At 43.6% G+C, this 24,698-nt stretch carries 25 protein-coding genes; 7 read left to right on the forward strand and 18 right to left on the reverse strand.

Annotated elements, in window-relative coordinates:
• Nucleotides 1-99: 99 nt before the first annotated feature.
• From CXF61_RS06160 to kbl, 5 genes are all read right to left on the reverse strand, one after another.
• Nucleotides 100-966: a tetratricopeptide repeat protein gene (locus tag CXF61_RS06160; protein WP_165597559.1), complete on the reverse strand. Its 867-nt coding sequence runs from the start codon at nucleotides 964-966 to the stop codon at nucleotides 100-102.
• A gap of 177 nt (nucleotides 967-1,143) precedes the next feature.
• A complete protein-coding gene (locus CXF61_RS06165; RefSeq protein WP_165597560.1) occupies nucleotides 1,144-1,506 on the reverse strand; it encodes a hypothetical protein in 363 nt (120 codons plus the stop codon).
• Nucleotides 1,507-1,536: 30 nt separating this feature from the next.
• Entirely contained in the window at nucleotides 1,537-1,710 is a 174-nt protein-coding gene (locus tag CXF61_RS06170) for a hypothetical protein (RefSeq protein ID WP_165597561.1), read from the reverse strand.
• 119 nt (nucleotides 1,711-1,829) lie between these two features.
• A complete protein-coding gene (gene tdh, locus CXF61_RS06175) occupies nucleotides 1,830-2,855 on the reverse strand; it encodes an L-threonine 3-dehydrogenase (protein ID WP_165597562.1) in 1,026 nt (341 codons plus the stop codon).
• 77 nt (nucleotides 2,856-2,932) lie between these two features.
• Nucleotides 2,933-4,123: a glycine C-acetyltransferase gene (gene kbl, locus CXF61_RS06180; protein ID WP_165597563.1), complete on the reverse strand. Its 1,191-nt coding sequence runs from the start codon at nucleotides 4,121-4,123 to the stop codon at nucleotides 2,933-2,935.
• 54 nt (nucleotides 4,124-4,177) lie between these two features.
• Between kbl and CXF61_RS06185 the strand changes: the two genes are divergently transcribed.
• Entirely contained in the window at nucleotides 4,178-4,336 is a 159-nt protein-coding gene (locus CXF61_RS06185; RefSeq protein ID WP_165597564.1) for a hypothetical protein, read from the forward strand.
• A 236-nt stretch (nucleotides 4,337-4,572) separates the two neighbouring features.
• On the opposite strand, the gene CXF61_RS06190 is transcribed toward CXF61_RS06185, so the two are convergent.
• The 8 genes from CXF61_RS06190 to CXF61_RS06225 form a co-directional block, all read right to left on the reverse strand.
• Nucleotides 4,573-4,770, reverse strand: a complete 198-nt coding sequence (locus CXF61_RS06190; RefSeq protein ID WP_165597565.1) for a hypothetical protein — start codon at nucleotides 4,768-4,770, stop codon at nucleotides 4,573-4,575.
• 29 nt (nucleotides 4,771-4,799) lie between these two features.
• The gene (locus CXF61_RS06195) at nucleotides 4,800-5,681 is read right to left on the reverse strand and encodes an N-acetylmuramoyl-L-alanine amidase (protein ID WP_165597566.1); all 882 of its coding nucleotides are present in this window, start codon (nucleotides 5,679-5,681) and stop codon (nucleotides 4,800-4,802) included.
• 28 nt (nucleotides 5,682-5,709) lie between these two features.
• On the reverse strand, nucleotides 5,710-7,062 hold the full coding sequence (locus CXF61_RS06200; protein WP_165597567.1) for an APC family permease: 1,353 nt from the start codon (nucleotides 7,060-7,062) through the stop codon (nucleotides 5,710-5,712).
• 157 nt (nucleotides 7,063-7,219) lie between these two features.
• A complete protein-coding gene (locus CXF61_RS06205) occupies nucleotides 7,220-7,891 on the reverse strand; it encodes an MOSC domain-containing protein (protein WP_227526617.1) in 672 nt (223 codons plus the stop codon).
• A 372-nt stretch (nucleotides 7,892-8,263) separates the two neighbouring features.
• Nucleotides 8,264-8,677, reverse strand: a complete 414-nt coding sequence (gene rsfS, locus CXF61_RS06210) for a ribosome silencing factor (protein ID WP_057758112.1) — start codon at nucleotides 8,675-8,677, stop codon at nucleotides 8,264-8,266.
• A gap of 131 nt (nucleotides 8,678-8,808) precedes the next feature.
• Nucleotides 8,809-9,786, reverse strand: coding sequence for a nicotinate-nicotinamide nucleotide adenylyltransferase (locus CXF61_RS06215; RefSeq protein WP_165597569.1), 978 nt, complete (start codon nucleotides 9,784-9,786; stop codon nucleotides 8,809-8,811).
• A gap of 220 nt (nucleotides 9,787-10,006) precedes the next feature.
• Nucleotides 10,007-12,154 (reverse strand): phosphate acetyltransferase, encoded by a 2,148-nt coding sequence (gene pta / locus CXF61_RS06220; protein WP_165597570.1) that lies wholly within the window; start codon nucleotides 12,152-12,154, stop codon nucleotides 10,007-10,009.
• Between the two features lie 153 nt (nucleotides 12,155-12,307).
• On the reverse strand, nucleotides 12,308-13,540 hold the full coding sequence (locus tag CXF61_RS06225; RefSeq protein ID WP_165597571.1) for an acetate/propionate family kinase: 1,233 nt from the start codon (nucleotides 13,538-13,540) through the stop codon (nucleotides 12,308-12,310).
• An 805-nt stretch (nucleotides 13,541-14,345) separates the two neighbouring features.
• Between CXF61_RS06225 and lptM the strand changes: the two genes are divergently transcribed.
• The 4 genes from lptM to CXF61_RS06245 all read left to right on the forward strand — a co-directional run bounded on the left by lptM (nucleotide 14,346) and on the right by CXF61_RS06245 (nucleotide 18,508).
• Nucleotides 14,346-14,660 (forward strand): LPS translocon maturation chaperone LptM, encoded by a 315-nt coding sequence (lptM, locus tag CXF61_RS06230; RefSeq protein ID WP_193834195.1) that lies wholly within the window; start codon nucleotides 14,346-14,348, stop codon nucleotides 14,658-14,660.
• A 351-nt stretch (nucleotides 14,661-15,011) separates the two neighbouring features.
• Nucleotides 15,012-16,241, forward strand: a complete 1,230-nt coding sequence (lysA, locus tag CXF61_RS06235; RefSeq protein ID WP_264755673.1) for a diaminopimelate decarboxylase — start codon at nucleotides 15,012-15,014, stop codon at nucleotides 16,239-16,241.
• A gap of 328 nt (nucleotides 16,242-16,569) precedes the next feature.
• A complete protein-coding gene (gene dapF, locus CXF61_RS06240; RefSeq protein ID WP_165597574.1) occupies nucleotides 16,570-17,457 on the forward strand; it encodes a diaminopimelate epimerase in 888 nt (295 codons plus the stop codon).
• 46 nt (nucleotides 17,458-17,503) lie between these two features.
• Nucleotides 17,504-18,508, forward strand: a complete 1,005-nt coding sequence (locus CXF61_RS06245) for a tyrosine recombinase XerC (protein ID WP_165597575.1) — start codon at nucleotides 17,504-17,506, stop codon at nucleotides 18,506-18,508.
• A 51-nt stretch (nucleotides 18,509-18,559) separates the two neighbouring features.
• On the opposite strand, the gene CXF61_RS06250 is transcribed toward CXF61_RS06245, so the two are convergent.
• Nucleotides 18,560-19,429 (reverse strand): nitrilase-related carbon-nitrogen hydrolase, encoded by an 870-nt coding sequence (locus CXF61_RS06250; RefSeq protein WP_165597576.1) that lies wholly within the window; start codon nucleotides 19,427-19,429, stop codon nucleotides 18,560-18,562.
• Nucleotides 19,430-19,716: 287 nt separating this feature from the next.
• Between CXF61_RS06250 and rpoN the strand changes: the two genes are divergently transcribed.
• Complete coding sequence (gene rpoN, locus CXF61_RS06255) at nucleotides 19,717-21,375, forward strand: RNA polymerase factor sigma-54 (RefSeq protein ID WP_165597577.1); 1,659 nt, start codon at nucleotides 19,717-19,719, stop codon at nucleotides 21,373-21,375.
• Nucleotides 21,376-21,734: 359 nt separating this feature from the next.
• Nucleotides 21,735-22,115, forward strand: coding sequence for a ribosome hibernation-promoting factor, HPF/YfiA family (gene hpf, locus CXF61_RS06260; RefSeq protein WP_057758130.1), 381 nt, complete (start codon nucleotides 21,735-21,737; stop codon nucleotides 22,113-22,115).
• A gap of 221 nt (nucleotides 22,116-22,336) precedes the next feature.
• On the opposite strand, the gene thiS is transcribed toward hpf, so the two are convergent.
• From thiS to CXF61_RS06280, 4 genes are all read right to left on the reverse strand, one after another.
• Entirely contained in the window at nucleotides 22,337-22,537 is a 201-nt protein-coding gene (thiS, locus tag CXF61_RS06265) for a sulfur carrier protein ThiS (RefSeq protein WP_057758131.1), read from the reverse strand.
• Nucleotides 22,538-22,664: 127 nt separating this feature from the next.
• The gene (locus CXF61_RS06270) at nucleotides 22,665-23,039 is read right to left on the reverse strand and encodes a DUF423 domain-containing protein (protein ID WP_165597578.1); all 375 of its coding nucleotides are present in this window, start codon (nucleotides 23,037-23,039) and stop codon (nucleotides 22,665-22,667) included.
• 24 nt (nucleotides 23,040-23,063) lie between these two features.
• A complete protein-coding gene (rpoH, locus tag CXF61_RS06275) occupies nucleotides 23,064-23,927 on the reverse strand; it encodes an RNA polymerase sigma factor RpoH (RefSeq protein WP_197099889.1) in 864 nt (287 codons plus the stop codon).
• Nucleotides 23,928-24,167: 240 nt separating this feature from the next.
• On the reverse strand, nucleotides 24,168-24,623 hold the full coding sequence (locus CXF61_RS06280) for a sulfurtransferase TusA family protein (RefSeq protein ID WP_165597579.1): 456 nt from the start codon (nucleotides 24,621-24,623) through the stop codon (nucleotides 24,168-24,170).
• Nucleotides 24,624-24,698: the final 75 nt, after the last annotated feature.

Below are 24,698 nucleotides of genomic sequence, written 5' to 3' on the forward strand. Positions count from 1 at the left end.
TAGGTTGATGTGGAGCTTGCACACCCAACGGTTTTAACAAGGAAGGTAATCCATAGTTCGTGTGACAAACGAATTAATTCTACCTAGTATGCTAAAGCTTTATTGATTCAAAGCAATGTATTGACCACAACCTTGTGTATCCCCATTATCACATGCCAACTTAAACCATTTTTTGGCTTTAATATAATCTTGATCAAACCCTAAACCATCCCTGTAGAGAACGCCTAAATTATATTGAGCATCAACATAGCCTTGACTGGCAGCTTTTTCAAACCATTCTGCTGCATTGAAATAATCTTGAGGTACACCTCTGTTGAAAAGGTACATTGTACCAAGATTATACTGAGAGATAGCATCACCTTGAATAGCAGCTTTTTCAAACCATTCTGCTGCTTTGTTAAAATTCTTAGGAACGCCTTCACCATCATTATAAATATTTGCCATATTACGTTGCGCACCAACATTTCCTTGGTTAGCAGATTTTTGATACAAGTCTATTGCCCTCAAATAGTCTTGGGGAACGCCTCTGCCATTATTGTATAATATTGCTAAATTGTATTGCGCATTAGATTGACCTTGATCAGCGGCTTTTGTGTACCATTTTACGGCCTTTGTATAATTTTGTGAAATTCCTTCACCATCCATATACATCACGCCAAGATTATATTGCGCATTAGCATGTCCTTGACTAGCGGCTTTTTGATACCACTCTATAGTCTTAGTATAATCTTGAGAAACACCTTGACCCTTTCCATACATCCATCCAATTTTGAATTGTGCTTCAACGTTGCCTTTTTCGGCTAATCTCAGTAGTTTTACAAACTCAATATCTGTTTCAGATATAATTTTCGTTGCAGAAATCTGCTGACTATCTATACTTTGCATTTTATGGTCATCTGCTAATAGCGTAGATAATGTAGATAAAAAAAGAATAATGATTATTGATTTAGTTACTAACAAATTCATTTACTAATTCGCTTATGAGAAAATTATTAAAAAGCACATTATTTTAGAACCTAGACTAGCATATAAAGTTAGCAAATCCTGCGATGCTCTACAGTTTTGAGCTGATAATTTAAATAAATAAGATGTTAGGTTTTTTATTTGATACTAAACTAAAACTGCTTTTCCAAGTATGCATTTTTAATAAAACCAATCGCCATTACGAAGCTTTTCTATATCTCTGTTACTTGCCTTACGCACCATGTTTGATATTGCACCATTAGCTTGTCCATGATCTGGTTTTGTGAGAAAAATATTCACTTCAGATTCATCTGCATGAAGTATCTTATCTAAGTAATATCGTTGGTCATTTTCGTTTAAACCAGTTTCTTTAAGCTGAAAAGGTTGGTGTAGTGCTGCATTAAGCATCACTGCACGATATTTATCATTTTCAATTACTTCAAAATCTTGAGCATTTATGCTTATGATTACACCAAATTCTGCGAATCCACTCTCGATAGAAACCTTTAAAATATAAATTCCATTTTCTGCTTTTGCTAGCATACGAAGATCATGAAAAATAATTATTTTGTCCTAATAACCTGTCCCTTTCCGAGCCTCAGCAATCAATTCATGAATCTGAGCACTTTCTTTTAGCACACAAGCATCATAAGCAGAAAGCGGCTCAGACTCTTGTTCTTTTTCGTGATCTTGCTTGGCTTTTTCTGCTAAATAATTTTCAAGTTTATCGGCTTCAGAATCGCCCATGGTTTATCCCCCGTATAATTTTTACCATATAAAAAACGGCACTGAAATCAGTGCCGTTTTATAAGTCGTGATAATTTAAACCCTAACCACGACTCCTCAAATACTGACGCAGAACATTATCAATCCCAGCTTAAAATTACCTTACCGCATTGCCCGCTTTCCATGATATCAAAGCCTTCTTGAAAGTCATCAATGTGCATGCGATGGGTAATGATTGGCGATAGATCAATACCGCTAATCAGCATTTGCTCCATCTGATACCACGTCTCCCACATCTCGCGGCCATAAATACCTTTTAGGGTTAATGCCTTAAAAATAATTTTGCTCCAATCCACCGTGGTGGTGTTAGGCAAAATGCCCAAGAGCGCAATTTTAGAGCCGTTATACATATTACTAATCATCGAATCAAATGCCTGAGGCGAGCCTGACATCTCAAGCCCAATATCAAAGCCGTGCATTTTTAACTCAGCAATAGCGCCTTCGATGGTTTCACCTTTGGCTGGGTTGATGGTCATCGTCGCGCCCATTTTTTTGGCAAGCTCTAGGCGATAATCGCTGATATCACTGACCACAATGTTACGTGCTCCGGCAAATCGGCAAATCGCTGTTGCCATCGAACCAATCAGCCCTGCACCCGTGATTAGTACATCTTCACCAAGGACAGGAAATGAAAGGGCAGTATGAGTAGCGTTGCCAAAGGGGTCCATAATGGCTGCCATCTCATCGCTGATACGCTCATCGAGCTTGATGACATTATCGGCAGGTATCACCAAATATTCGGCAAATGCGCCATCGCGGTCAACGCCCACACCGATGGTGTTTTCGCACACATGTAGCTTACCACGGCGGCAGTTACGGCAATGCCCGCAAGCGATATGGCCTTCGCCTGTGACTCGGTCACCTATTTCAAGATGCTTGACGCCATCGCCCATTTCACTAATGACACCGACATATTCATGTCCGATAATCATCGGCGTTTTTATGGTCTTCTGTGACCACTCATCCCACTTATAAATGTGTAAATCTGTGCCACAGATGGCGGTTTTTTTAATTTTAATTTTAACGTCATTGATACCGACTGTTGGTTCTGGCATGTCTTGCATCCAGATGCCTTTTTTGGCATGGGCTTTAACCAGTGCTTTCATACTTTTCTCTTATTTAACGGTGTTGTACTTAATGGTTGAATCTAGCGAGTGAATACAGAACAAATACCAAACGACGCTTAATCAATCACTTTCATCTGCTTGGCGACTTTGATAAAGGCGGTGATACACTTGTCTAGCTGCTCGCGAGTATGGGCGGCAGAGAGCTGGACACGAATGCGAGCCTCATTTTTGGGTACGACAGGATAGAAGAAACCGATCACATAAATGCCTTCTTCAAGCAGTGCGTCTGCCATCTGTTGCGATACATTGGCGTCATAGAGCATCACCGCACAGATTGCCGATTCGGTAGGCTTGATATCGAAGCCTGCCTCTTGCATTTGCTTCACAAAATAGGCGGTATTTTCATGCAATTGGTCTTGTAGAGTATTGTCTTGCGCTAGCATCTCAAACGCTTTTACCCCAGCGGCAGCCACCATAGGAGGAATAGAGTTTGAAAACAGATACGGGCGTGAGCGTTGACGCAGCATCTCAATCATTTCTTTTTTGCCCGTGGTAAAGCCGCCAATAGCACCGCCAAATGCCTTGCCCAAGGTACCAGTGATCAGCTCAATATCGCCACGCAGATCAAACAATTCAGTCACGCCGCCACCAGTACGACCGACCACACCTGCTGAATGCGATTCGTCAATCATGACCATGGCATCATATTTTTGTGCCAACGCATAAATCTCATCCATCGGCGCTACATTACCATCCATTGAAAACACACCGTCAGTGACAATCAAACGAAAACGCTGTGCTTGCGCCGCTTGCAATTGCGTCTCTAAATCTTGCATATCCGCATTGGCATAACGATAACGCGCGGCTTTACACAGGCGCACACCGTCGATGATCGAGGCGTGATTTAGCGAATCAGAAATAATCGCATCTTCAGCAGTTAGTAGGGGCTCAAATGCGCCACCATTGGCATCGAAACAGGCCGCATAAAGAATCGTATCTTCGGTATTAAAAAACTTAGAAATCGACGCCTCTAATTGCTTATGCAAATCTTGCGTACCACAAATAAACCGCACCGATGACATGCCGTAACCTGAGTTTTCGATGGCCTCGGTAGCCGCCTTTTTAATTTCAGGGTGGTCAGACAATCCAAGGTAATTATTGGCACAGAAGTTAAGCATCTCACGGCCATCGGCAATTTTGATGAGCGCATCTTGCGGAGAAGTGATCACGCGCTCGTTTTTATACAGGCCTGCCGCGCGTATATCGCTGATTTCTTGTTGTAGGTGTTTTTGAAAGGCTTGATACATAAATATTCCTTTTTTAGTATTATTGGTGTTCGTTTGGTAATAAAAATATTGGGAATGGTCATAGAATCAAGTTATCAAAGCCAAGCTATCAAAGCCAAGCTATCAAAGCCAAGCTATCAAAAGCCAAGCTATCAAAAGCCGCGCATCATCCTAGCCATCATTAAAACCAATGATAAAACCAATGATAAAACCAACAATGCGGGAAGCCAATGAGATGGTGCGAGCAGTGATACTATCTATAACCCTGTGAGCGGTGATTTTATCATTTGCCTATCGCAATAAATAGCCTAAATAGTTGGTAGATAGGCCTTCTTTTATAAAGTGATATAGTGCTGTTTAGTTGTGGTATTGGTTTCATAGCGGCTTAGCTATGTCTCAAAACATAAGACATTAACTTGCGCATTTATATAATCTTGATTGGTAAGGATTGGTAAGTACTGTCTATCCAGTTATTCATCTTTGGGACGATTCTGAGCCTCAGCGATCAACTCATGAATCTTGGCGCTTTCCTTTAGCACACAAGCATCATAGGCAGAAAGTGGCTCAGGTTCTTGCTCCTCTTTCTTTTTCTGCTCTTGCTCTTGTTTGGCTTTTTCTTCTAGATATTTTTGCAGTTCGTTTTGTTCATCTTGTTGAGAGTTATCCATGGTTTATGTCTCCTGATAGTCTGTATTCTTTAATAAAAATCATCCCGACCAGCATATTTCTTATTTAGTGCCTGCAATATCGCATAGGTCTCGCTATCCATATTACCCGTTGGCTGCTGCGCTCTAAAGTGCAGCTGAAACGCATAGACGACATCGCGACTGGCTTTGTCCCACGTATCAGTATCGTTGATTTGATAGCCATACTTGCGAAACGCTTGCTTGATCTCAAGTATCGTGGCCGACGCAAATCCATCTTGATTTATAAAGAATTGCTTATCAAATTCATCATACCAAGCGCCGATACCGTAATCGAAATACAGTCGCTCCCACGGGAATTTGGCACCAGGGTCTATCTTGCGCGAGGGTGCCATATCGGAGTGACCAATGATATTCTTCGGTGAGATGTCATAGCGCGCGGCGATATCCTGCACCAGTTGTGCGACTTTTTTAATCTGCAACTCATCAAATGCCACATAGTGCTCATAAGGGTGATAGTCGAGCGTGCCATTTTTTAGTGCGTCTCGATATTCAGGCTTGATGCCACTATTGACGATTTCGATGCCGATAGAGGTATCGTTTAATATCGTCCGTCCTGCAAAGCCGCCATCACCTGCATGCCATGCGCGCTCGCTCTCTGGTACTAGGTTATAGATTTTATTGTCATCATTGTCTAATACTAGATAGTGCGCGCTCACATTGCCCGTGGTCAATGTCTTTATCGAGCGCTCATTATCTGAGACCGTATAGTGCAAGACGATGGTTTTGATGCGCTCGCTTTTGCCAGTAGCTTGGTAGCTATCGCTATCGATGATATAACGCGGCTCTGAAGTTGATACGCAGCCCACAAGCGATAGCATAGAGGATGATACTAGTACTGAAGCCAATGCAATCGAGGAAATGTGTTTTGCCATGAAATGCTCTATATAGGAAGAGTTGCGGTTAATTAACATTAGGATTGACTGCGATTTTTTTATAACCAATTGCCCCGATCAGAATAAAGAATCCTAGTAATACATAAGCATTGAACGACAACGCTGCTGGTGAAAATGGTAGCAGCAATAGCGATATAAAGACCACACTGAATAGTACAGAGAGATAATTTAGCAGACCCGCTTGTTTCTTTTTTCGCTCATTGATGAGGTCGGCGGTCGTGACATAAGCAAAGCCAACGGTTATACCCAAGGATGCCATTGTCACGATATCGAGTAGGTAGTTTCTACCTAGCCAAGGAGAGAGTAGGCACACCAAACATATCAATATAACGGTTCTTTGCTTACTGAATTGGTTGTGTTTATCCGTAAATACGCTAGGCAATAATGACGTATCACCCATAGATTCTAAGAGCTTAACCGATGACAATATAAAGCCGTTGATACCGCTCATTATCGAGCCAATCATAGCGATCGACAGCAGCCAAATACCGATGCTACCAATCCGATTGTCTATGCCTTCACCTGTTGCCCAGTGGCTGTCTTTGATCGCTTGATAGTCAAAGCTCATGTTTAGCGCGGTAAAGTAGTTGATTAAAAAGTAAAACAACACACCAGCGATGAGTGAAATTAGGATAATACTTTTGGTCTTGGTTTTTGAATCACTAATCGCCTTTGAAATTTGCGGTGTGGTCTCAAAACCAACATACGCCCATGGCATAACGGCCAAGATAGGTAACCATGCCAGACTGGTAATAGAGCTGCTAGACATATCAGTTGGCAGAAACGTTTGGCTCGTTGGTGTCATCCAAAGCGATGCAAAAAACAGCGCGGTGACTGATAGAATCATAAAGAGGGCGATATAGAGTTGGATTTTTGCACCGACTCGTACGCCTTTTAGGTTGATATAACTGAACAAAATAATAGCCGCACTGCATAGGAACACTTCACTGGCGTAGACTTCCCAACCAGCAATCGTATACAGATAGCCTAATTGTAAGCCACTAGGCAGTAGATAGCGCAGTAGCAAAGCGACGGCTGATATATTGAGCGCGATAATAGAAATATAACCTATCGTGACGCCCCAACCATAAATATAGGCATGCTTGCGATTGATGTATTTTTCAATCCAATAGATACCGCCTGATTCATTCTCTGGCGTTTGGGTCAGCAAATTAATATAGGCACGCGCAACCATATAGATGGCTAAAGTACCGATAATAATAGCGACAGAAGAGCCTAATAGCTGTGACTGCGGCAAAAACAAATCGCCTGGCATAACATACGCACCCCAGCCGATAATCGCGCCGACACTAATCGCTATCGCTTGTAGGTAGCTGATACTTTCTGTCTTTTCACTCATGGAGTGCTCCTTCGCGATCAAAGATAGAGAAGGAGAGAGTGTTTATTATGGAGCTGACATAGAACATGAAAAACCTTGTGACGCCATTACGCAGGGTAGTGGCTATCTTTTATAAATAGAAAAGTCATATTAAAGGTTTTTGTTGAGTGTTACCTTTTCAATCCTGTTGGATTTTCTTAGCCAGAACCTTTTTCCAACTGTCCTCTAAACAGTCAATCGCGAGCCACGGTTCAATCACATTAGCATCAAACTTTTCTTTTGAGTTTGCCAATTGCCACAGTGTCTCTAACGTCGCAAACGGATAAGGGCGCTCAACCAAATACACAGGTAAATCAGCGTCTATAACGCCATCACGTACAACTTGAAAATACCAGCCAGAGATACCTTGCTTGCTGACCCATGCCGCGATATTTGGTACTTTGGTAAATTGGCCAATCTGGTCGTTGATTTTGTAGCAAGGACGGCGTGGTTGGACGATACGTAACTGAACGCTATCACCATCATTACTAGTGTCTTGACCGTTTTCAAAATGTCCACCGTATTGAAAAACATCACCAATGCAAACCGTAGATTCGGTCATTTCAGGCAAACCATCGACAGCTTCAGTCGTAAGATTTTCACCCAATGTACCGACGCGCACTTTCAGGCCAAACTCTGCATTGATTTTTTCATACGTCGCAGGCGCTAGCTGATGCACGGCTTTGAGTGGGCCACCATGATGCTTACGATCGGCCTGTTCATCAGTGGTTAAGCCCATAAAGTTGACAGCAACAGGAGATTTGATAGGTGCTTTATCAATGGCGCTCATTTCTTCACGGGCGAATGGCATAGATTTGCCAGCGCGGACACAAGTAAGGGTAGCGATATGTAGGGGCAAGTCTTGGTTAAAGTCTGTTAGGGTTTGCTCAGGCGATTTTGTTAAGGTTTGCTCAGGTGATGACGTGATCGATTCTGCGCTCATACGGTTTCCTAATAGGTAGAATGAATAGGCAAGGGCGGCTTAATTTGGCGGCTTAATTTGGCGGTTTAATGTTAGCGGCTAATAAATATTGATATGAAATGAGCTTATCTGTACTCAGTGATGTATCTGATTATACTAGTTCATCACCATAAAATTTACATAAAAAAAGACCAGAATAAGTATTCTGGTCTTTTTGATGGAGCGTTTCTTAATTTTGAACGAATATCATCACTGATAAGCTTATTTGTTTTTGTTACGACGACCTGCAGTTTTCTTTTCGCGCGGCGTAGCAACTAGCTCAGCCAACTGCTCAGGTGATGACCATAGGCCTTCTAGGTCATAAAACTCACGTGCTTGCGGCGTCATCATGTGGACGACAACTGCGCCCAAATCAATCAACGTCCAGTCAGAATCGATGCCGCCTTCACGGCCAAGGGGCATAAAACCAGCTTGCTTAGCTTCAGCGCCGACGCTATCAGCCATCGCACGTACATGACGCTTTGAGGTACCATCAGCGATGATGATGCGCTCTGTTACGTCAGTCAACTCTTCTACATTCATTACAGTGATGTTCTTTGCTTTCATATCATCTAGAGCGCTTTGTACTAGGGTCAAGCATTCTGTTAGGCGTTCTGCAGTCATGGTGTTGGTCATAAATTTTAATCTCTTAAATCGTAAATATGTAAAATAAAGGGGTAAAACGTCAATTTGTCTTATCCGACTGATCATATGTTGTCAGTCACGCATAGAGACAGGATAGGCAAAATGACATAGATAAGGCGATTTTAACGGAATTGAGCAGCAGAATATAGCTGATGGGCGATAATATATTGATAAACAGCAGGATTTAGCCATTTAGCTAATGGATTAGATTCAGTATTGCTAATGATATCATTTATTGATGCTATAGATGCGATTTGCCGTTGAGCGACTGGCATTTTATTTTTTAGATCGTCTAGTTTCTGTAGTTGTTCACGTATTTGTGTGCTTGATACCGCAGTAATAGGTCTCGAATCTATATAAATGCGTCCTTGATCGGCATTTTTCAAGTCAGTGCTTTTTAAGTCAGTGCTAGTCAGATCAGTACTATTTAGATTAGTGCTGTTTGAACTTGAGCTATTTGACGAACGTCGAATAGTGGGTGTTAATAGCTCGATAGGTGAGTCCGTTATATGGGGCTGCAATGACAACGGCAATTGCGATTGTAGAGTAGCAATATCTTGCACGGTCGCTGTATTGTTTTCAGAAGAGATAGTGCTGTCAGAAAATTCATCGCTAATACCATCAATAACATCGGTACTGCTCTGACGATTAAACACCCATAGATTGGCATGGTCAGTGAGATGCAATCCATCTTTCCATTTGTCCAAACTATGGGCGCTGTCCATACCCATGATAAATATCAAATTGTCATTAGGATATTGCTGCCTTAATGTACTTACGCTGTCGATCGTATAGACAGGCGGCGCTTGCCACAGCTCCAGCTCATTAATCTGTATCGGTGTATTCTCTGTCGCCAGCTTTAACATCGCCAAGCGATGATTAGGGTCTGTACTTTGGGTCTTAAATGGCGAGCGCGCATTGGGTAATAAAGACACATGCAGCGTGCGCTGTAGCTGCGTTGCAATTGGTAGTAGGTGCTGATAGACAGACATCGCTACTTCTAAATGACCATTATGTACGGGATCGAACGAGCCGCCAAGGTAGGCACGAATGGCAGGTGCAGTTGTTTTCTCTGGAGGGCTGTTGCTTGTATTTGGCATAGATAAATGTGTAAAAGTAGATAGGGCGCACGTTATCGTTGATGCACCTTGCTCTTTTACTGGCTGACCTTTTTAGATTAAATAATTTGATGATAGCGCTATTGTAGAGGGCAGACGAGCATCTGTCACCACTGTCTGACCCCACAGTACCAATAAAAAACCGACCATCATAATGATAGTCGGCTTTGTATAGGACTTTAATTAGCGAGTCTTATAGCGATTAAATCAAATCGCTATACGCTTGGATAGCGGTTAACGCGATGGTATAGACGATATCGTCGACCAAGGCACCACGTGATAAATCATTCACTGGTTTATTCAAGCCCTGTAGCATAGGGCCGACACTGACGACGTTGGCACTGCGCTGTACTGCTTTATATGTGGTGTTACCAGTGTTGAGGTCAGGGAAGATAAAGACGTTGGCCTGTCCAGCGACAGGTGAGTCAGGTGCTTTTTGCTTACCGACGCTCATGACAGATGCCGCATCATACTGTAGCGGGCCGTCGACTTTGAGGTCTGGTGCGCGCTCGCGCACGATTTGGGTTGCACGGGCGACTTTTTCGACATCCGCGCCTGCGCCTGATGAGCCAGTAGAGTAGCTGATCATTGCAACTTTTGGATCGATACCAAATGCAGCAGCAGACTGTGCTGATTGAATGGCAATCTCTGCCAGCTCTTCAGCGTTAGGATCAGGGTTGATTGCACAATCACCATAGACGACCACTTGCTCAGGCAACAGCATAAAGAACACTGATGACACTAGTGAGTACTGCGGCGCGGTCTTAATCAACTGGAATGCTGGGCGTACTGTATTGGCAGTGGTATGAATCGCACCTGAGACCAGACCATCTACTTCGTCTAGTTGGAGCATGATAGTACCTAAATAGACCGTGTCTTTTAGGTATTCAGCAGCGACTTCTGCAGTGGTTTTGCCTTTACGGCGCTCTACGACAGCAGCGATATATTTGCTCATATCTAGGTTGTCAGGGTCAATGATCTCTAACCCTTCAGGCAACGTTAGATCACGGTTTTTAGCCACTTGCTCAACGTCACTACGTTTAGCAAGTAATACGCAGTTGGCGATACCACGACTTTGACAGATACAGGCAGCTTCAACCGTACGCGGTTCCGCGCCTTCTGGCAGCACAATGCGTTTCTTAGCGTGCTGTGATTTTTTGACCAATTGATGGCGAAACGCTGATGGTGACAGACGCGGTTCATGATTGCGGCTGAAGTATTCTTTAATCCAGCTTAGATCCAAATGCGCCGCCACATAACGAGCCACTTCATCAGCACGTTCTGTATCATCACTTGGAATCTCAGAACTCATATGCATCAGGCTCTGTACCGTTTCGTAGCTGTCGCTTTCGACGCTCATGACAGGTATGCCAGTTTTGAGTGCTGATTGCCAAAGCTCAGCAACTGTCTCACTTGGGGTGATGCCACCTGTCAACACCAGACCTGCCAATGGAATCCCATTGATACAGGCCAATCCAGCGGCTAACAGTAAGTCATCACGATCGCCAGGCACGACCATTAACGTACCACGTTTGAAAACTTCGTTGACGCGCGCCACTGAACGAGCGGTTAGGCTGATACGATTGATACGACGTGTCTTTGCTTCGCCAACATTTAGCCAAGTTGCATCGAGCTCTGTTGCGATATCCCATGTACGAGGCACAGACAACGAGTCACTAAAAGGAACAACACCGATAAGGCGGAACACTTCGGTATTGAACGAAGGCGATAGACGCTGAACCTCTTGCAGGAAGTTTGGATCTAAGCTGACAACGGCCTCACCCGGCGCGACAGGTTGATTATCAAACGTGTTCGGCACGTCTTGTACCCGCATCAATATCACGCCTAGCGTCCGTGAATCGATGACACCGCCAAACTCACGGGCATGGACATCTAGTTTGTCTGCTAAATAAGCAGGTTTGCTGATGTCAGCGGTACTGACAAATATAATCTTGGCATCGAGCGCATGGGCAAGTGCACGGTTAATTTGTGAAGCATAAGAGGTCTCAGTGGTTGGCACCAGACCTTCACAGATAATCACGTCATGACCATCATCAATCGTATGAAAATTGGCAATCACTTCTTCCATCAAGTCATCAAGATTGTCATCGCCTAGCATACGCTCAACGTGTTGACGGCTGATAGAGTCAGGCGGATTTAAGCCAAATGCGTGCATGGTCAATGCGCTTGAGCTGTCTAAGCTGTGCTGTTTGTCTAGCGTATCATCTTGCAAAAATGGCTTCATAAAGCCCGCTTTGATACCGTTATAATCAAAGGCACGGATTAGCCCTAGCGCGGCTGATGTCACACCGATACCGCGACTAATGGGAACAAGTAAAATGGTTTGCATAATGTGTCCTACAATTTATTTTATTTTAGACGTCGAGTCATTTTGAGCAGCATAAGAAATGCAGTATAAAAACACCAAGCGCTTTACCTTATTTGTTCTCAGCTTTTTATAAGCGTCTAGAACGATAAGCGCTAGGCATTATGATCAATCGTCTTATACTAAGTTCAATGCTTGACGAGTCTCTTGAGCGATGCGGTATTCTTCGTCTGTTGGTACAACCCACAGCTCGACACTGCTACCTTCTGCTTGGAAGCTGCCTTCTTGACCACCGTACAATCCAGCGTTCTTTTCAGCGTCCATCTTGATACCGAAATGACGCATGACGGCTAAAATGCTTGCGCGCGTGGTGACAGAGTTTTCGCCAATACCACCAGTGAAAACAATACCGGTAAATTCAGGCAGTGCACAGCTTAAGCTGGCGAGGTATTTACCAGCGCGGTAGCAGAACATCTCGATGGCGAGCTGCGCATCTTTATGGCCTTCGCTCGCAGCTTGTTCAATAGTACGCAAATCATTTGATAGGCCAGAAATACCAAGCAGACCACTTTCACTATTTAACATCTTATCCGTTTCTTCTAGACTAATACCGAGCTGACGTTTCAGATGCATATGTAAGCTTGGGTCGACATCGCCGCTACGTGTGCCCATCATCAGTCCCTCAAGTGGGGTCAGACCCATACTGGTATCGAGACTTTTGCCATCATATACGGCGGTTGCTGAGCAACCATTGCCTAGATGCGCGGTAATCCAACCATGAGGACCTTTCGCTTCAGTAACCTGGCTAGCACGTTCTGAGACGTAGGCATGAGACGTACCATGGAAGCCATAACGACGGATTTTGTGCTCTTCATATAGATATTTTGGTAACGCATAGCGAAAGGCGACGGGTGGCATAGTTTGGTGAAAGGCGGTATCAAATACCACAACTTGTGGGATATCAGGATAAATAGCTTGAACCGCTTCAATACCCAAAGCATTTGCAGGATTATGTAGTGGAGCCAATATCTTTAAGCGTTTTACTTCTTCTAGCGCATGCTGATCAACGCGAACCGCTTCAGAGTACTCACGGCCGCCATGTACCACGCGGTGCCCGACTGCGATGAAATGATATTGCTCTAGTAGCTCTAGAATTTTTTGTAAGGCGAGTTTGTGACTACCACCAGGGATAGAAATCTCTAACTTATCGCCATTTAGCGTGGTGTGTTTGATACGGGCTGTATCGAGACCTAAGTTTTCAGCAAGACCGGTGATACGAGTAGAATTGTCATCGCTAATCAACGCGTATTTGATAGAAGACGAACCGCAGTTGAGGACTAAAGTGGGGCTGGTTAGGGTTGATGTTTCGCTATTCTTATCATCAAATGTGGTACTTAGGTTGGCGCTCATACTCTATCCTTAGATTGGTTTTTATAAAGGGCAAATCAATTATATCGTTCGTTCGATACAAAAAAGACGTCTATTGCCACGTCCTGTTTTATTATCATCAAATGCTACATCGCTGATATCTCAACTGCTGTAGTAAGGCTCACTGAGATGTGATGTCATTATTATATGGAGTTGATGAAGTTGATAACCGCCGAGTAAATAAAAATCAGCCATATCTATGCTGATCATATCAAGCAAGCATATTGGCCATTTTGTTTATACTTGGGCTACTATTTCTGACAGTGCTATGCATCCATGCTTATGAGGTAATGCGTCTGCATCTCAGGCTAGCATCCTATTGCCGCCGCAAACTGGGAATATAATGTAACACATTTTTGTTTCTACACCACGACAGGGGCAAGGTTTAAAATGTGTGATTAATAAATGGCTAAATATAAAATAAATCAATTATATTCAGTGAGTTATAGAACTATAAATGGATAACTTTTATGGGCGGCATAACAGGGCTATTGCTCACAAAATTGTAAGAAATATTGTCGAGCCACCCATATGTCATACATTCATATCTAAGCTCGCAGACGATATTACTATAAAAATTCGACTAATGTTTTAGAAAATATCCAACATCACGCAAATTTATTCACCAATCATATTCAGTATCCGTACAGCTTTATGTAATAATGCTATGATTAAAATGGTCATAATGATAGTGCTTTCGCTGTCGATTTGGCTGTCCACTTATTTTTTATTTATCACGATTTACTATCGCCATTATGCCGTCGTAAGCTCACAGGTTATCTATTATATGTCTACTATACACAGCCCCTCAGCAGCCAAGCATGCTAGCTCGTTCGCTCGTACCAGTCGTCAGGCTGTCGCCACTTTATTTATTGGTAGTGCGGTTATGGTAGGATTGTCAGGCTGCGGGCAAAAAGGCGATCTATATCTGGCAGACTCTAGTAGTCAAACGATAGAGGGCAGTGCGTCTGTACTAGATAGTACTAGCCATCCACAAGATGCAGCCTTTGCGGGTATCGATGATGATAACTATCAAAAAAACCGCTACCTAGAAGAGAAAATGGTACTGCCTGAGCCTAGTACTGACCCCAACGACTATTAATTGCTAAGCTATTAATTACTAGACTAATAGTTGCTAGGCTAATAATCACTAAGCTGAGCCAATGGATAGCGGTTAGGTGCTTTTTAATTAACAGTTTAACTAACTGTCGATTCTTTACTGCCTGATTAACTACATAGCTTTAGAGTTTTGCTACCTAAATTTAATTTTCACCCTTGTTAATCTGATTATATTAGAGATGTTTATATGAGTCATTCTGAACTACCTGCTGACTTAACCGATTCTACTACTGGCGAATCCGTTACTATCCAAACTGAGCGAGGGTTGTATGTTGACCCGAAAGCGTTGAGTGCTCACTTACCAGCGCTAAGCTATCGCGGCGATGCATTGTATATGGAGCAGGTCAGTATTGATGAGCTAGCAAAACAATATGGCACACCATGCTACGTGTATTCAAAGCAAGCAATATTGGATGTTTATCAAGCTTATACTGATAGCTTCGCCAGTCTGAATCATCAAGTATGCTATGCCGTAAAAGCAAACTCTAACCTTGCCGTGCTTGGTGTCTTGGCACAGGCAGGCGCTGGGTTTGATATTGTCTCTCGCGGTGAGCTGATGCGTGTGTTAGCGGCAGGTGGCGCAGCATCACGTGTGGTATTCTCAGGTGTGGGCAAAACGTATAGTGATATCGAATACGCGCTGACTCAAGGTATTGGCTGCTTTAATGTTGAGTCTATCAGCGAGCTAACCTTAATCAATGAAGTGGCAAAGTCACTCGATAAGCCTGCGCCAATCTCGTTACGCGTTAACCCTAACGTCGATGCCAAAACCCATCCATATATCTCAACAGGTCTTAAAGACAACAAGTTCGGTATCACTCACGAAGACGCACTAGCGGTCTATCAGCAAGCGGCCGATTTATCACATATCGACATCGTTGGTATTGATTGTCATATCGGCTCGCAGTTGACTGAAGTAGAGCCATTTGTTGCAGCATTAGATAAAGTTATTGAGCTGATACATAGCCTGCGTGACGCAGGTATTGAGTTACAGCATATCGATTTGGGCGGTGGTTTGGGTGTGCGCTATATCGATGAGACGCCTGTGTCTATCGATGAGTTTGCCCAAGCATTATTACCAAAGCTTAGCGAGCTTGGCTTGACTGTGTTCTTTGAGCCAGGTCGTAGTATCGTTGCCAATGCTGGCGTGCTTTTGACCCAAGTTGATGTACTCAAGCCGACTGAGCATAAAAACTTTGCAATCGTTGATGCCGCTATGAATGACTTAATTCGTCCTGCTTTATATCAAGCTGAGATGGCGGTGATTCCAAGCGTGTTACCTAGTGCTGGTATCGATACGGATGGTACGCAGCCGTGGGATATCGTTGGCGCGATTTGTGAGACGGGTGATTTTTTGGCAAAAGACCGCTTACTATCATTGACCACAGGTGATGTACTGGCCATTACGGGCGCAGGTGCTTACGGTTTTACCATGAGTAGTAATTATAACTCACGCCCACGTGCTAGCGAAGTGATGGTTTCTGGCGATAGTCATCAGCTTATTCGCAAGCGCGAAACGATTGAAGCATTATATGCAGATGAAGCGTTGTGGCAGGCGCAGTAAGGCGATTAAAGACGAGCCAAAACTATCGCCGTATTTGATGGTTGAAGAGAACCTATTGTGATAATGACAATGGGTTTTTTTATGACTGGATTTTGAGGGAAGTGTTTTTAATTAAAGCTGATTTTTAATTGAAGGCATGCCTTTAGTTGAAGGCAACATCATTCACAAAAATTAGAATAGCAAGGAAAACGAGTGCAAGTACTACTCACTGTAGACTAAACAAGTTTGACACCGCTAATCGTATTTTTGGGGATTGGTATTATTATGATTGTATCTGACAGCGTGCTAAGATAAGCCATACATAAAAATAGGATAGGACATCAAAGATATGCTAATAGAGTTTACTAAAATGCATGGGTTGGGTAATGATTTCATGGTCATTGATTTAGTGACCCAGCGCTTAGAATTGACCAAGGATTTGGTGCAGTTATTGGGCGATCGTCACCTAGGCATTGGTTTTGATCAATTGCTCGTAGTCGAGCCACCCATGCGCCCTGATGTCGATTTCAGTTATCGTATCTTTAATACTGATGGCACCGAAGTCGAACAATGTGGCAACGGCGCGCGTTGTTTCGCGCGTTTTGTGCAAGCACGTAAACTGTCATTTAAGCAGCGTCTACGCGTTGAGACGGCCAGCGGTATTATTTCTCTGACCACTGATCGTTACGGTTGGGTAGATGTTGATATGGGCAAGCCTAAATTTGAGCCAGATGAGATTCCGTTTAGCCCAAGAGCGACGACCAAAATCCAAAACACCTATCATCTTGATGTAAATGGTACGCCTGTGCAGCTGTATGTTGCCAATATGGGCAACCCGCATGCTGTCATAAAAGTCGATGACGTACTCGATGCCGAGGTTGAGACTTTGGGCAAAGCAATTGAGTCGCATCCTGCGTTCCCAGACCGCGTCAATGTGGGCTTTATGCAAGTGATGAATCAGCGCCATATTCGTCTACGTGTGTACGAGCGCGGTGTGGGTGAGACGCAAGCTTGTGGTACGGGCGCGTGTGCAGCAGTAGCTGTTGGTATACGTGAGGGTTGGCTCGATGAAGGTGAGGAAGTTCGCGCGCAGCTCTACGGTGGTAGCATGATTATCAAATGGCAGCCAGGTTATTCGGTTACGATGACGGGTCCGACCGCTTTCGTTTATGAAGGTGTATTTAGTCCAGATGGCCTGATGGCACAAGCAGGTCTTAAACCCAATGCTGAAGGCTGATAACTGTTGTTAGGTCAATCGTATAAATACCAAGGATGGTTCTAATATGGTTATGTCTACCAATAAAGACAGTCAGGCGGCAAGCTCAGCACCTTGGCTATCTACTGAGCTGGCCGCCAATATAGAGTCAGACGCTGCCTTACGAGAGCTACTCGCACCTGTGCATCGTTGGCTCAATACATTGTCTGTGCGCAACCATTCGCCGCATACTCTGACCGCTTATTTCGCTGATTTAAATCAACTGGCGTTATTTTTGCGTGGTAAGCGTCTAACGTGGACGCGCTGTGATAAACGGCAACTGGCCCAGCACATCAGTCAACGTCTTGATGAAGACAAGTTAGCGCTTGCCAGTGTCCAGCAAGAGTTGTCTGCGATTCGGCATTTTTATGGTTGGATGATTGAAGAAGAGTTAGCACGTATCAACCCAACCACTGGCTATCAACTTAAACGTAGTCCTAGACCGCTGCCTTCTATCGCTGATGTCGATTTACTGACTCAGCTACTCGATCAAGAGATCCCTGATACACCAGAGCAAGCGCGCTTATGGTTACGTGATAAAGCTATGTTCGAATTGCTCTATAGTAGTGGCTTGCGAGTTGGCGAGTTGGTTGCACTCGATATGGCAGATGTAGACTTGTCTGAGTTACGGGTACGCGTCACGGGTAAAGGGAATAAAACACGCCTAGTACCATTAGGGATAAAGGCCGCAGAAGCGATTAATCGTTACCTGCCGCATCGTAACCTGTGGGTAGAGCAGATGGATAACGCACTATTCATCAGTGAAAAGCTTGGCACCAGATTATCAACACGGGCAGTGCAGCAGCGTTTAAAAATTGCTGCCATTCGCGCAGGTATCGCACAGAATATGTATCCCCATCTATTGCGGCATTGCTTTGCATCACATATGCTGTCAGGCAGTGGTGACTTGCGCGCCGTACAAGAGATGCTCGGGCATAGTGATATTAGCACCACGCAAATTTATACCCACGTTGATTTTGCAAAATTAACGCAGGTTTATGATCGCGCCCATCCACGAGCAACTCATGCTTAAAATGAAGACTTGTCCTAGCAATTAGACACGAAATCCACTGTATTCCATAATCTACGCCAAACGATGGCAATCAAAGATAGGCAGTTTTTGGCGGCCTTGCTCTTGCGCTTGTTTGTCTAATGACGCCATAACGATGGCATATTGTTTATCCAGTTCGCTATCGTCATAGCTTGCGATAACACTACTATCAAACGCTGTAATGGCTGCATGTCCCCATGTCTGACGCGTACTACCATCTTTGTAGAGATGATCACCACCTTGTGCTGCGCCGATGACCATACATTGACTATCTAGAGCACGCGCTCGTAACAGCAGCGACCAGTGCGCTTGCCCAGTTAAGTACGTAAAGGCAGAAGGTGCACTCAATAGTTCAGCACCCGCTTGTCGCAGACGCTGCGCCAATGCCGGAAAACGTAAATCAAAACATACCATCATGCCGAGTTGATAGACTGTATTGCCTACTGCTAATGGCGCAATTACGGTCTGGGTACCTGGCTCAAAGGTCGCCGCTTCGTTATAGCTGCCATGCTTATCGGCCACAGTTGCGGTAAACAGATGAATCTTATCGTAGCGTGCGACACGGGTACCATCTGGTGCAAACAGCTGGCTCACTTGGCGTAATCTACCATCAGGAACGACAGTGCCATTAGGGCGATAATGGCAGGGTAACGAGCCCGCTAGTACATGGATACCAGCGGTGCGGGCGTAATCTGCTATCGTCGCTGATAAGTCGTCAAAACGCTCGGCAGTAGCAGATTGCTGTCCCATACTACAGCAGTTCTCAGGCAATACAACGAGCTCAGCCCCTTGGCCTTGTGCATCGATAATGGCAGCTTTGATATCTGCTAAGTTATCCTCAACATTCTGCTGACTGTTCATTTGAATAGCAGCGACGTTAAGTTGATGGTTACTTAAATTCATGACAATATTCCTATTGGGTGTGAGCTGTATTGGTCATTTACCGTAATTTATTTATTATAATATTTTCGCGGTAATGAGCAGACTGCTCGTATTTATGGATTGCTCATCCTTGCCGAGATGATAGTCTGCTATTGATAGCAAACCAAACGTATCCGGACAAAACATAAATTATCATAGCAAAATTGTGGCAAAAAATGCTATCGTCATGTCCTGATAAGATTTATGTCGTTACTTTTACTGACAGAATAAACACAATATCACTAAGATCGGAGTGCAAGAAGCCGCCCATGAGTATGTCGTTCGGATTGGCGACCACGCTGAGCAACTCACAAAAGCTAACCCCGCAAATGCAGCAAGCCATAAAATTGCTGCAACTCTCTAGTCTTGAGCTCGCACAAGAGGTTCAGGCAAAACTAGATAGTAATCCATTACTTGAACGTATCGAAAACGATGACGAATACGACAGTGGTGACGATGAAATAGAGGAGTGGAGCGAGCCTTTGACGCTTGATAGCTGGAATCAAAGTAGCAGTGACTCATTCGACTCAGTACCTACTACCAGTACAGAGTACAGTGGCGATAGTAGCGATAGCTTCAGTGATAGTTTGGATAAGCTTCAACAGCCTAATATCGATGATAGTGCAATAGATGTAGATAGCTACGGCAGTTCTGATGCCGATAGCTTTGATATAAGTAGCTTTGAAACGGATAACTACGCCTCTACTGCAACAGGCTCTGGCAATAGTAGGGGTGATGAAGATTTCGATAGTTACCAAGGCGGTACATCGTCTACCATTCAAGATCATGTGCGCTGGCAGCTGAACTTTAAGCGTCTATCAGAAGCCGATACGCTGATTGCAGAGTATTTGATAGACTCCATGGATGATATGGGCTTTATTCGAATTGATATAGATGAGCTGCTACAGAGCTTTGATACGATGGCAAGTTTCTATCAATGGGATGAGCGCGTTGAGAAAGAAGAGGTCTTGACAGTATTACGTATTATCCAGTCCTGTGATCCCGTTGGCGTAGGGGCGCGTCATTTAAGCGAGTGCTTATCGATTCAGCTATCTAAGTTAGATGCCCACACCGAATACCTACAAGAAGCCAAAGTGCTGCTATCAGCAAGTGAGCACTTAGTCAGTAATAATATTAAAGCACTGACTGAACGTACAGGGCTTGCACCAGAATATATCACACCTGCGCTTACGCTACTACGTACCTTAAACGCTTCGCCAGGGCTGCTGTTTCAGTCTAGCCAGCCTGACTATGCCCAGTCGCCTGAGAGCTACGATATTCCAGATGTGTTGGTCACACCTGTTAGGAATAATAAGGCGACAAGTAACTCTGAAGCTGAAGAGGATGGTTGGTATGTACGCCTCAATCCAGACACCTTACCAAAACTACGCGTAAACCAAGAATATGCCAATTTGGTCAAGCGTGGCGATGACAGCCCTGACAATCAATATCTGCGCGAAAACCTCACCGATGCTCGATTGTTTATTCGTAGTATCGAAGAGCGCAATCAAAACCTACTCAAAGTAGCGACTAGCATTGTACGCTATCAACAAGAGTTCCTGCAGCATGGTGCAACCGCCATGCAACCCCTAATATTAAAGGCAATTGCTGAAGAAGTTGACTTGCACGAGTCTACGGTCTCACGCCTTACTACCAGTAAAACCATCTTGACGCCGCAAGGGTTGTTTTCTTTGAAACACTTCTTTTCATCTCACGTAAGTAGTGCTGATGGAGATATCTCATCGACCGCTATCAGTGCCATGATTAAAAAGCTCATCGCTGACGAAGATCCCAAAAAACCATTGTCAGATAGTCGTATCAAAGATGAGCTGTTAGCAGATGGTATCGATATAGCCAGAAGAACCGTCGCCAAATATCGTGAAGCAATGAATATTGGCTCGTCTACTCAGCGCAAACAGAAATATTAATTATCTAAGTTCATCTTTCTACAAGGTTAATGGCTACCTGTCTGTATAGTGTAATCGAGATATAAAAAATAAAATTTTTTGATTATATAGAAACTAAGTAGAAATAATAGGTATTGTTACACTTAATTACAATTTAATGGCTTGCTACTGGGCGATTTTCATGACAAATTAGAGTCATACCAACAACGAAAACCAAGTGCCGATTTATAGTATTTATTTACAACTAATAAAGGAGACGATAAAAGGATACGTCGACACATTACTAGAGGCATTGGAGTAGTTATTGGTAAGGCAGGATGACAAAAGCAAGAATGCTACCTCATCTGTTGATTGTAAGTTACAAATAAAAGGACAACAATATGAATGTTTCTATCAGTGGTCATCATATCAGCGTTACAGAAGCTATGGACACAGCAGTACGCGAGAAGCTTGAAAAAGTAGAGCGTCACTTCGATCAGATACAAAGTATTCAAGTGATTTTATCGTTAGACAATAGCGGTGCTAGCGACGGCGGTAAAAAGAGCCACAAAGCTGAAGCAATTATGCGTGTCTCGGGTCAAGAAATGTTTGTCCAAGCGTATGAAGATGATATGTATAAAGCCATTAACGAGATGGCAGACAAGCTAGATAGACAAGTACGTAAGTACAAAACCCGTCAAGAGCGCAAAAAGACTCAGGGTGCAGGACGCGATAGTCGCTATCAGGATCTAACCCCTGCAGAAGCAGTACCAGCGGCATAGTTCGAGTTTAAAAATTTGAACACTATCGTTACAAGCTAGTGAAAGCAGACTAAGAGAATAAAAAATTTATAAGTAGCTGCTGCATTATTTTGTAATTGACATAAAAAAAGACCTCTAACGTGTAATACGTTGAGGTCTTTTTTATCATTAGTAAATTTAGTTAGTAAACTTAGAACGAAAATGAACTAGCTGTCAGCTCAACCTTATCTATCTAAACATTGTTAACCGCCGCCGACGGCTTGTACTACTTCGATATTCATACCTTCTACAATACGTAGTTGAGCAAGCTCGCTCTTTGGCATCAACTCGCCGTCTACTTCTACAGCGTAACGACCCTGACTAAGACCAAGCTCATTGATAACCAGTTGTACAGTCTGATGAGTGGTTTGCAAGCTTTTACCATTGACACTAATGGTGCTCATATTAAATACTCCCTACTAAATTAAAATTCCTGTTTATCCACTATTCACTACGTATCTTTTGTTTTGTTACTGATAGTTCGTCGCAGCTAATGCAAAGAGCTAAAACTTACAACAACTATTAAACAGCTCAGCTAACTGAGTCCTTCAATCGAAAGGCGGAAATGGCAAGCCATAGCCAACCTGCAATCATAAGAACGCCGCCAATAGGCGTAATCGCACCGAACCAGCGCGGTGCACCAAGCGTCATGGCATACAAACTACCAGCAAAAATGATAATACCAATTTGTAGTAACCAAGCAGTCGTCTGAGTAATATATTTTAAACGAATTAGCAGACCGACAAGCAATAATCCTAGCGTATGTACGAACAAATACAGCGTTGCCGTATGCCACCATTCAAGTTGTTGGATGCTGACGCGGCCTTCTAAACCATGCGCACCAAACGCGCCCAGAGCAACAGCAATAGCCATATTAACTGCGGCAATACCGATCCAATTTAACATTGAACAACTCGTATCATCTTAAGGCTACTGAATATCATCTGGCAAAATTACACTATCAATGGTCATCGCATCACGAATCTTGTCCATGGCATTCTTTTCAATCTGACGGACTCGTTCAGCTGAGATAGAGTAAACCGCAGCTAACTCATGCAAAGTAGATTTTTGCTCAGACAACCAACGCTGCTCAACAATATCACGTGAACGATCATCTAAAGTACCCATAGCAGCGATAAGTGCTGATGAGTTATTTTCTTCCCAATCTGCTTCCTCTAACTGCTCAGCTGGATCGATACCGTCTTCCAAAAATAGCTGAGGTGCGTAGCGACCATCATCATCGTCGCTTGACTGCGCCTCAAACGAAGCGTCATAAGAGGTTAGACGTGATTCCATCTCTAACACTTGCTTGCGTGTGACATTCAAGTCATTAGCGATAGCATCTGCTTCTTCTAGTGTCAGCTGATTATTGGTCTTCTTAAGGCTACGCAAGTTAAAGAACAGTTTACGATGAGCCTTGGTGGTCGCAACTTTGACGATACGCCAGTTGCGAATCACGAACTCATGAATTTCAGCTTTAATCCAATGTACGGCAAAGGATACCAAACGTACGCCTTTATTCGGGTCAAAACGTTTGACTGCTTTCATTAATCCTAAGTTACCTTCTTGGATTAAATCTGCTTGCGGCAATCCGTAACCCGAGTAGCTACGCGCGATATGAATTACAAAGCGTAGATGCGACATCACTAGTAGACGAGCGGCTTCGACATCACCTTCATCATAATAGCGATGTGCCAGCTCTTGCTCTTGCACTGGCGTCAAAATAGGAATTTGATGGACAGTATTGATATACGCACCCAAGTTGACCCCTGGCGCTGACAAGTGAGTTGGCATAGCTGGTACCAAGTCGCGCGTACTGGTATTGCCCAATGTACTCGCGTCATAAGGTGGTCGCTGAGCCGCGGCCTTTAATGCAGCATCGCGTGCATCATTTTTTATAGGAGCTGAGCCATCTTTTTTATTTGTATTTACAGCATCAGTAGAAGTATTAGCCATATTCTTGACCTTGGTTAAATAGTTAAGCAAATAGTCAGATAAAAATCTTTATGATTTGATTGTAAAGGATAGCAGCGCTTAGTTGCTATCAGTTTTGGTAATGATGAAGTGATATATTGTAGCGAAACGCTGTAATGATGTGCCATCAACTGACGAATGGTCAGTAATTTCATTGACCACTAGCTCTAAATAATTTGCCGACTGTGATTGCTGACTTTGTCTACAAAACGCTGTGATATCAGCTTGCGAGTTAGGGTCGGTTGCAACCACGTACAGTGATTCGCCAACTGTTACGTCACGTAATGCGACCTTAGTTTTTAACAATGGCATCGGACATGCAAGACCGCGTCCATCAACGAAACCTTTTATATTTAGTTCAGATTGCGCTGTAGCTACATCATCTGAGTTATGACTTTCAGTCGGTAGCAGCTCTAGTAAACTTGCAATATCGTTCTGCTGTGCATCAGTCAAATTCGCTGATAACTGTATAAAGTGCGACACACGTTCGATGACTAATTCACTAGCAGCGGGCATAACTTAAACCTTGTAGATATCTATATTTTAATTTGTTCTATTAGCAATAGGCTTTGATATCGAGTACGAACATGA

This window comes from Psychrobacter sp. 4Dc (assembly GCF_002836715.1).
In the GTDB taxonomy this organism is placed as follows: domain Bacteria; phylum Pseudomonadota; class Gammaproteobacteria; order Pseudomonadales; family Moraxellaceae; genus Psychrobacter.

What these genes read in the sequence shown, in the direction of transcription:
- CXF61_RS06160 (WP_165597559.1), bottom strand. Translation starts at nt 966, where the DNA reads ATGAATTTGTTAGTAACTAAATCAATAATCATTATTCTTTTTTTATCT.
- CXF61_RS06245 (WP_165597575.1), top strand. Translation starts at nt 17,504, where the DNA reads ATGGTTATGTCTACCAATAAAGACAGTCAGGCGGCAAGCTCAGCACCT.
- pta (WP_165597570.1), bottom strand. Translation starts at nt 12,154, where the DNA reads ATGCAAACCATTTTACTTGTTCCCATTAGTCGCGGTATCGGTGTGACA.
- CXF61_RS06280 (WP_165597579.1), bottom strand. Translation starts at nt 24,623, where the DNA reads ATGCCCGCTGCTAGTGAATTAGTCATCGAACGTGTGTCGCACTTTATA.
- CXF61_RS06200 (WP_165597567.1), bottom strand. Translation starts at nt 7,062, where the DNA reads ATGAGTGAAAAGACAGAAAGTATCAGCTACCTACAAGCGATAGCGATT.
- thiS (WP_057758131.1), bottom strand. Translation starts at nt 22,537, where the DNA reads ATGAGCACCATTAGTGTCAATGGTAAAAGCTTGCAAACCACTCATCAG.
- lptM (WP_193834195.1), top strand. Translation starts at nt 14,346, where the DNA reads ATGTCTACTATACACAGCCCCTCAGCAGCCAAGCATGCTAGCTCGTTC.
- hpf (WP_057758130.1), top strand. Translation starts at nt 21,735, where the DNA reads ATGAATGTTTCTATCAGTGGTCATCATATCAGCGTTACAGAAGCTATG.
- CXF61_RS06250 (WP_165597576.1), bottom strand. Translation starts at nt 19,429, where the DNA reads ATGAATTTAAGTAACCATCAACTTAACGTCGCTGCTATTCAAATGAAC.
- CXF61_RS06165 (WP_165597560.1), bottom strand. Translation starts at nt 1,506, where the DNA reads ATGCTAGCAAAAGCAGAAAATGGAATTTATATTTTAAAGGTTTCTATC.
- CXF61_RS06215 (WP_165597569.1), bottom strand. Translation starts at nt 9,786, where the DNA reads ATGCCAAATACAAGCAACAGCCCTCCAGAGAAAACAACTGCACCTGCC.
- tdh (WP_165597562.1), bottom strand. Translation starts at nt 2,855, where the DNA reads ATGAAAGCACTGGTTAAAGCCCATGCCAAAAAAGGCATCTGGATGCAA.
- CXF61_RS06225 (WP_165597571.1), bottom strand. Translation starts at nt 13,540, where the DNA reads ATGAGCGCCAACCTAAGTACCACATTTGATGATAAGAATAGCGAAACA.
- CXF61_RS06205 (WP_227526617.1), bottom strand. Translation starts at nt 7,891, where the DNA reads ATGCCATTCGCCCGTGAAGAAATGAGCGCCATTGATAAAGCACCTATC.
- CXF61_RS06270 (WP_165597578.1), bottom strand. Translation starts at nt 23,039, where the DNA reads ATGTTAAATTGGATCGGTATTGCCGCAGTTAATATGGCTATTGCTGTT.
- lysA (WP_264755673.1), top strand. Translation starts at nt 15,012, where the DNA reads ATGGAGCAGGTCAGTATTGATGAGCTAGCAAAACAATATGGCACACCA.
- rpoN (WP_165597577.1), top strand. Translation starts at nt 19,717, where the DNA reads ATGAGTATGTCGTTCGGATTGGCGACCACGCTGAGCAACTCACAAAAG.
- CXF61_RS06190 (WP_165597565.1), bottom strand. Translation starts at nt 4,770, where the DNA reads ATGGATAACTCTCAACAAGATGAACAAAACGAACTGCAAAAATATCTA.
- CXF61_RS06195 (WP_165597566.1), bottom strand. Translation starts at nt 5,681, where the DNA reads ATGGCAAAACACATTTCCTCGATTGCATTGGCTTCAGTACTAGTATCA.
- rpoH (WP_197099889.1), bottom strand. Translation starts at nt 23,927, where the DNA reads ATGCCAACTCACTTGTCAGCGCCAGGGGTCAACTTGGGTGCGTATATC.
- dapF (WP_165597574.1), top strand. Translation starts at nt 16,570, where the DNA reads ATGCTAATAGAGTTTACTAAAATGCATGGGTTGGGTAATGATTTCATG.
- CXF61_RS06185 (WP_165597564.1), top strand. Translation starts at nt 4,178, where the DNA reads ATGGTCATAGAATCAAGTTATCAAAGCCAAGCTATCAAAGCCAAGCTA.
- kbl (WP_165597563.1), bottom strand. Translation starts at nt 4,123, where the DNA reads ATGTATCAAGCCTTTCAAAAACACCTACAACAAGAAATCAGCGATATA.
- rsfS (WP_057758112.1), bottom strand. Translation starts at nt 8,677, where the DNA reads ATGACCAACACCATGACTGCAGAACGCCTAACAGAATGCTTGACCCTA.
- CXF61_RS06170 (WP_165597561.1), bottom strand. Translation starts at nt 1,710, where the DNA reads ATGGGCGATTCTGAAGCCGATAAACTTGAAAATTATTTAGCAGAAAAA.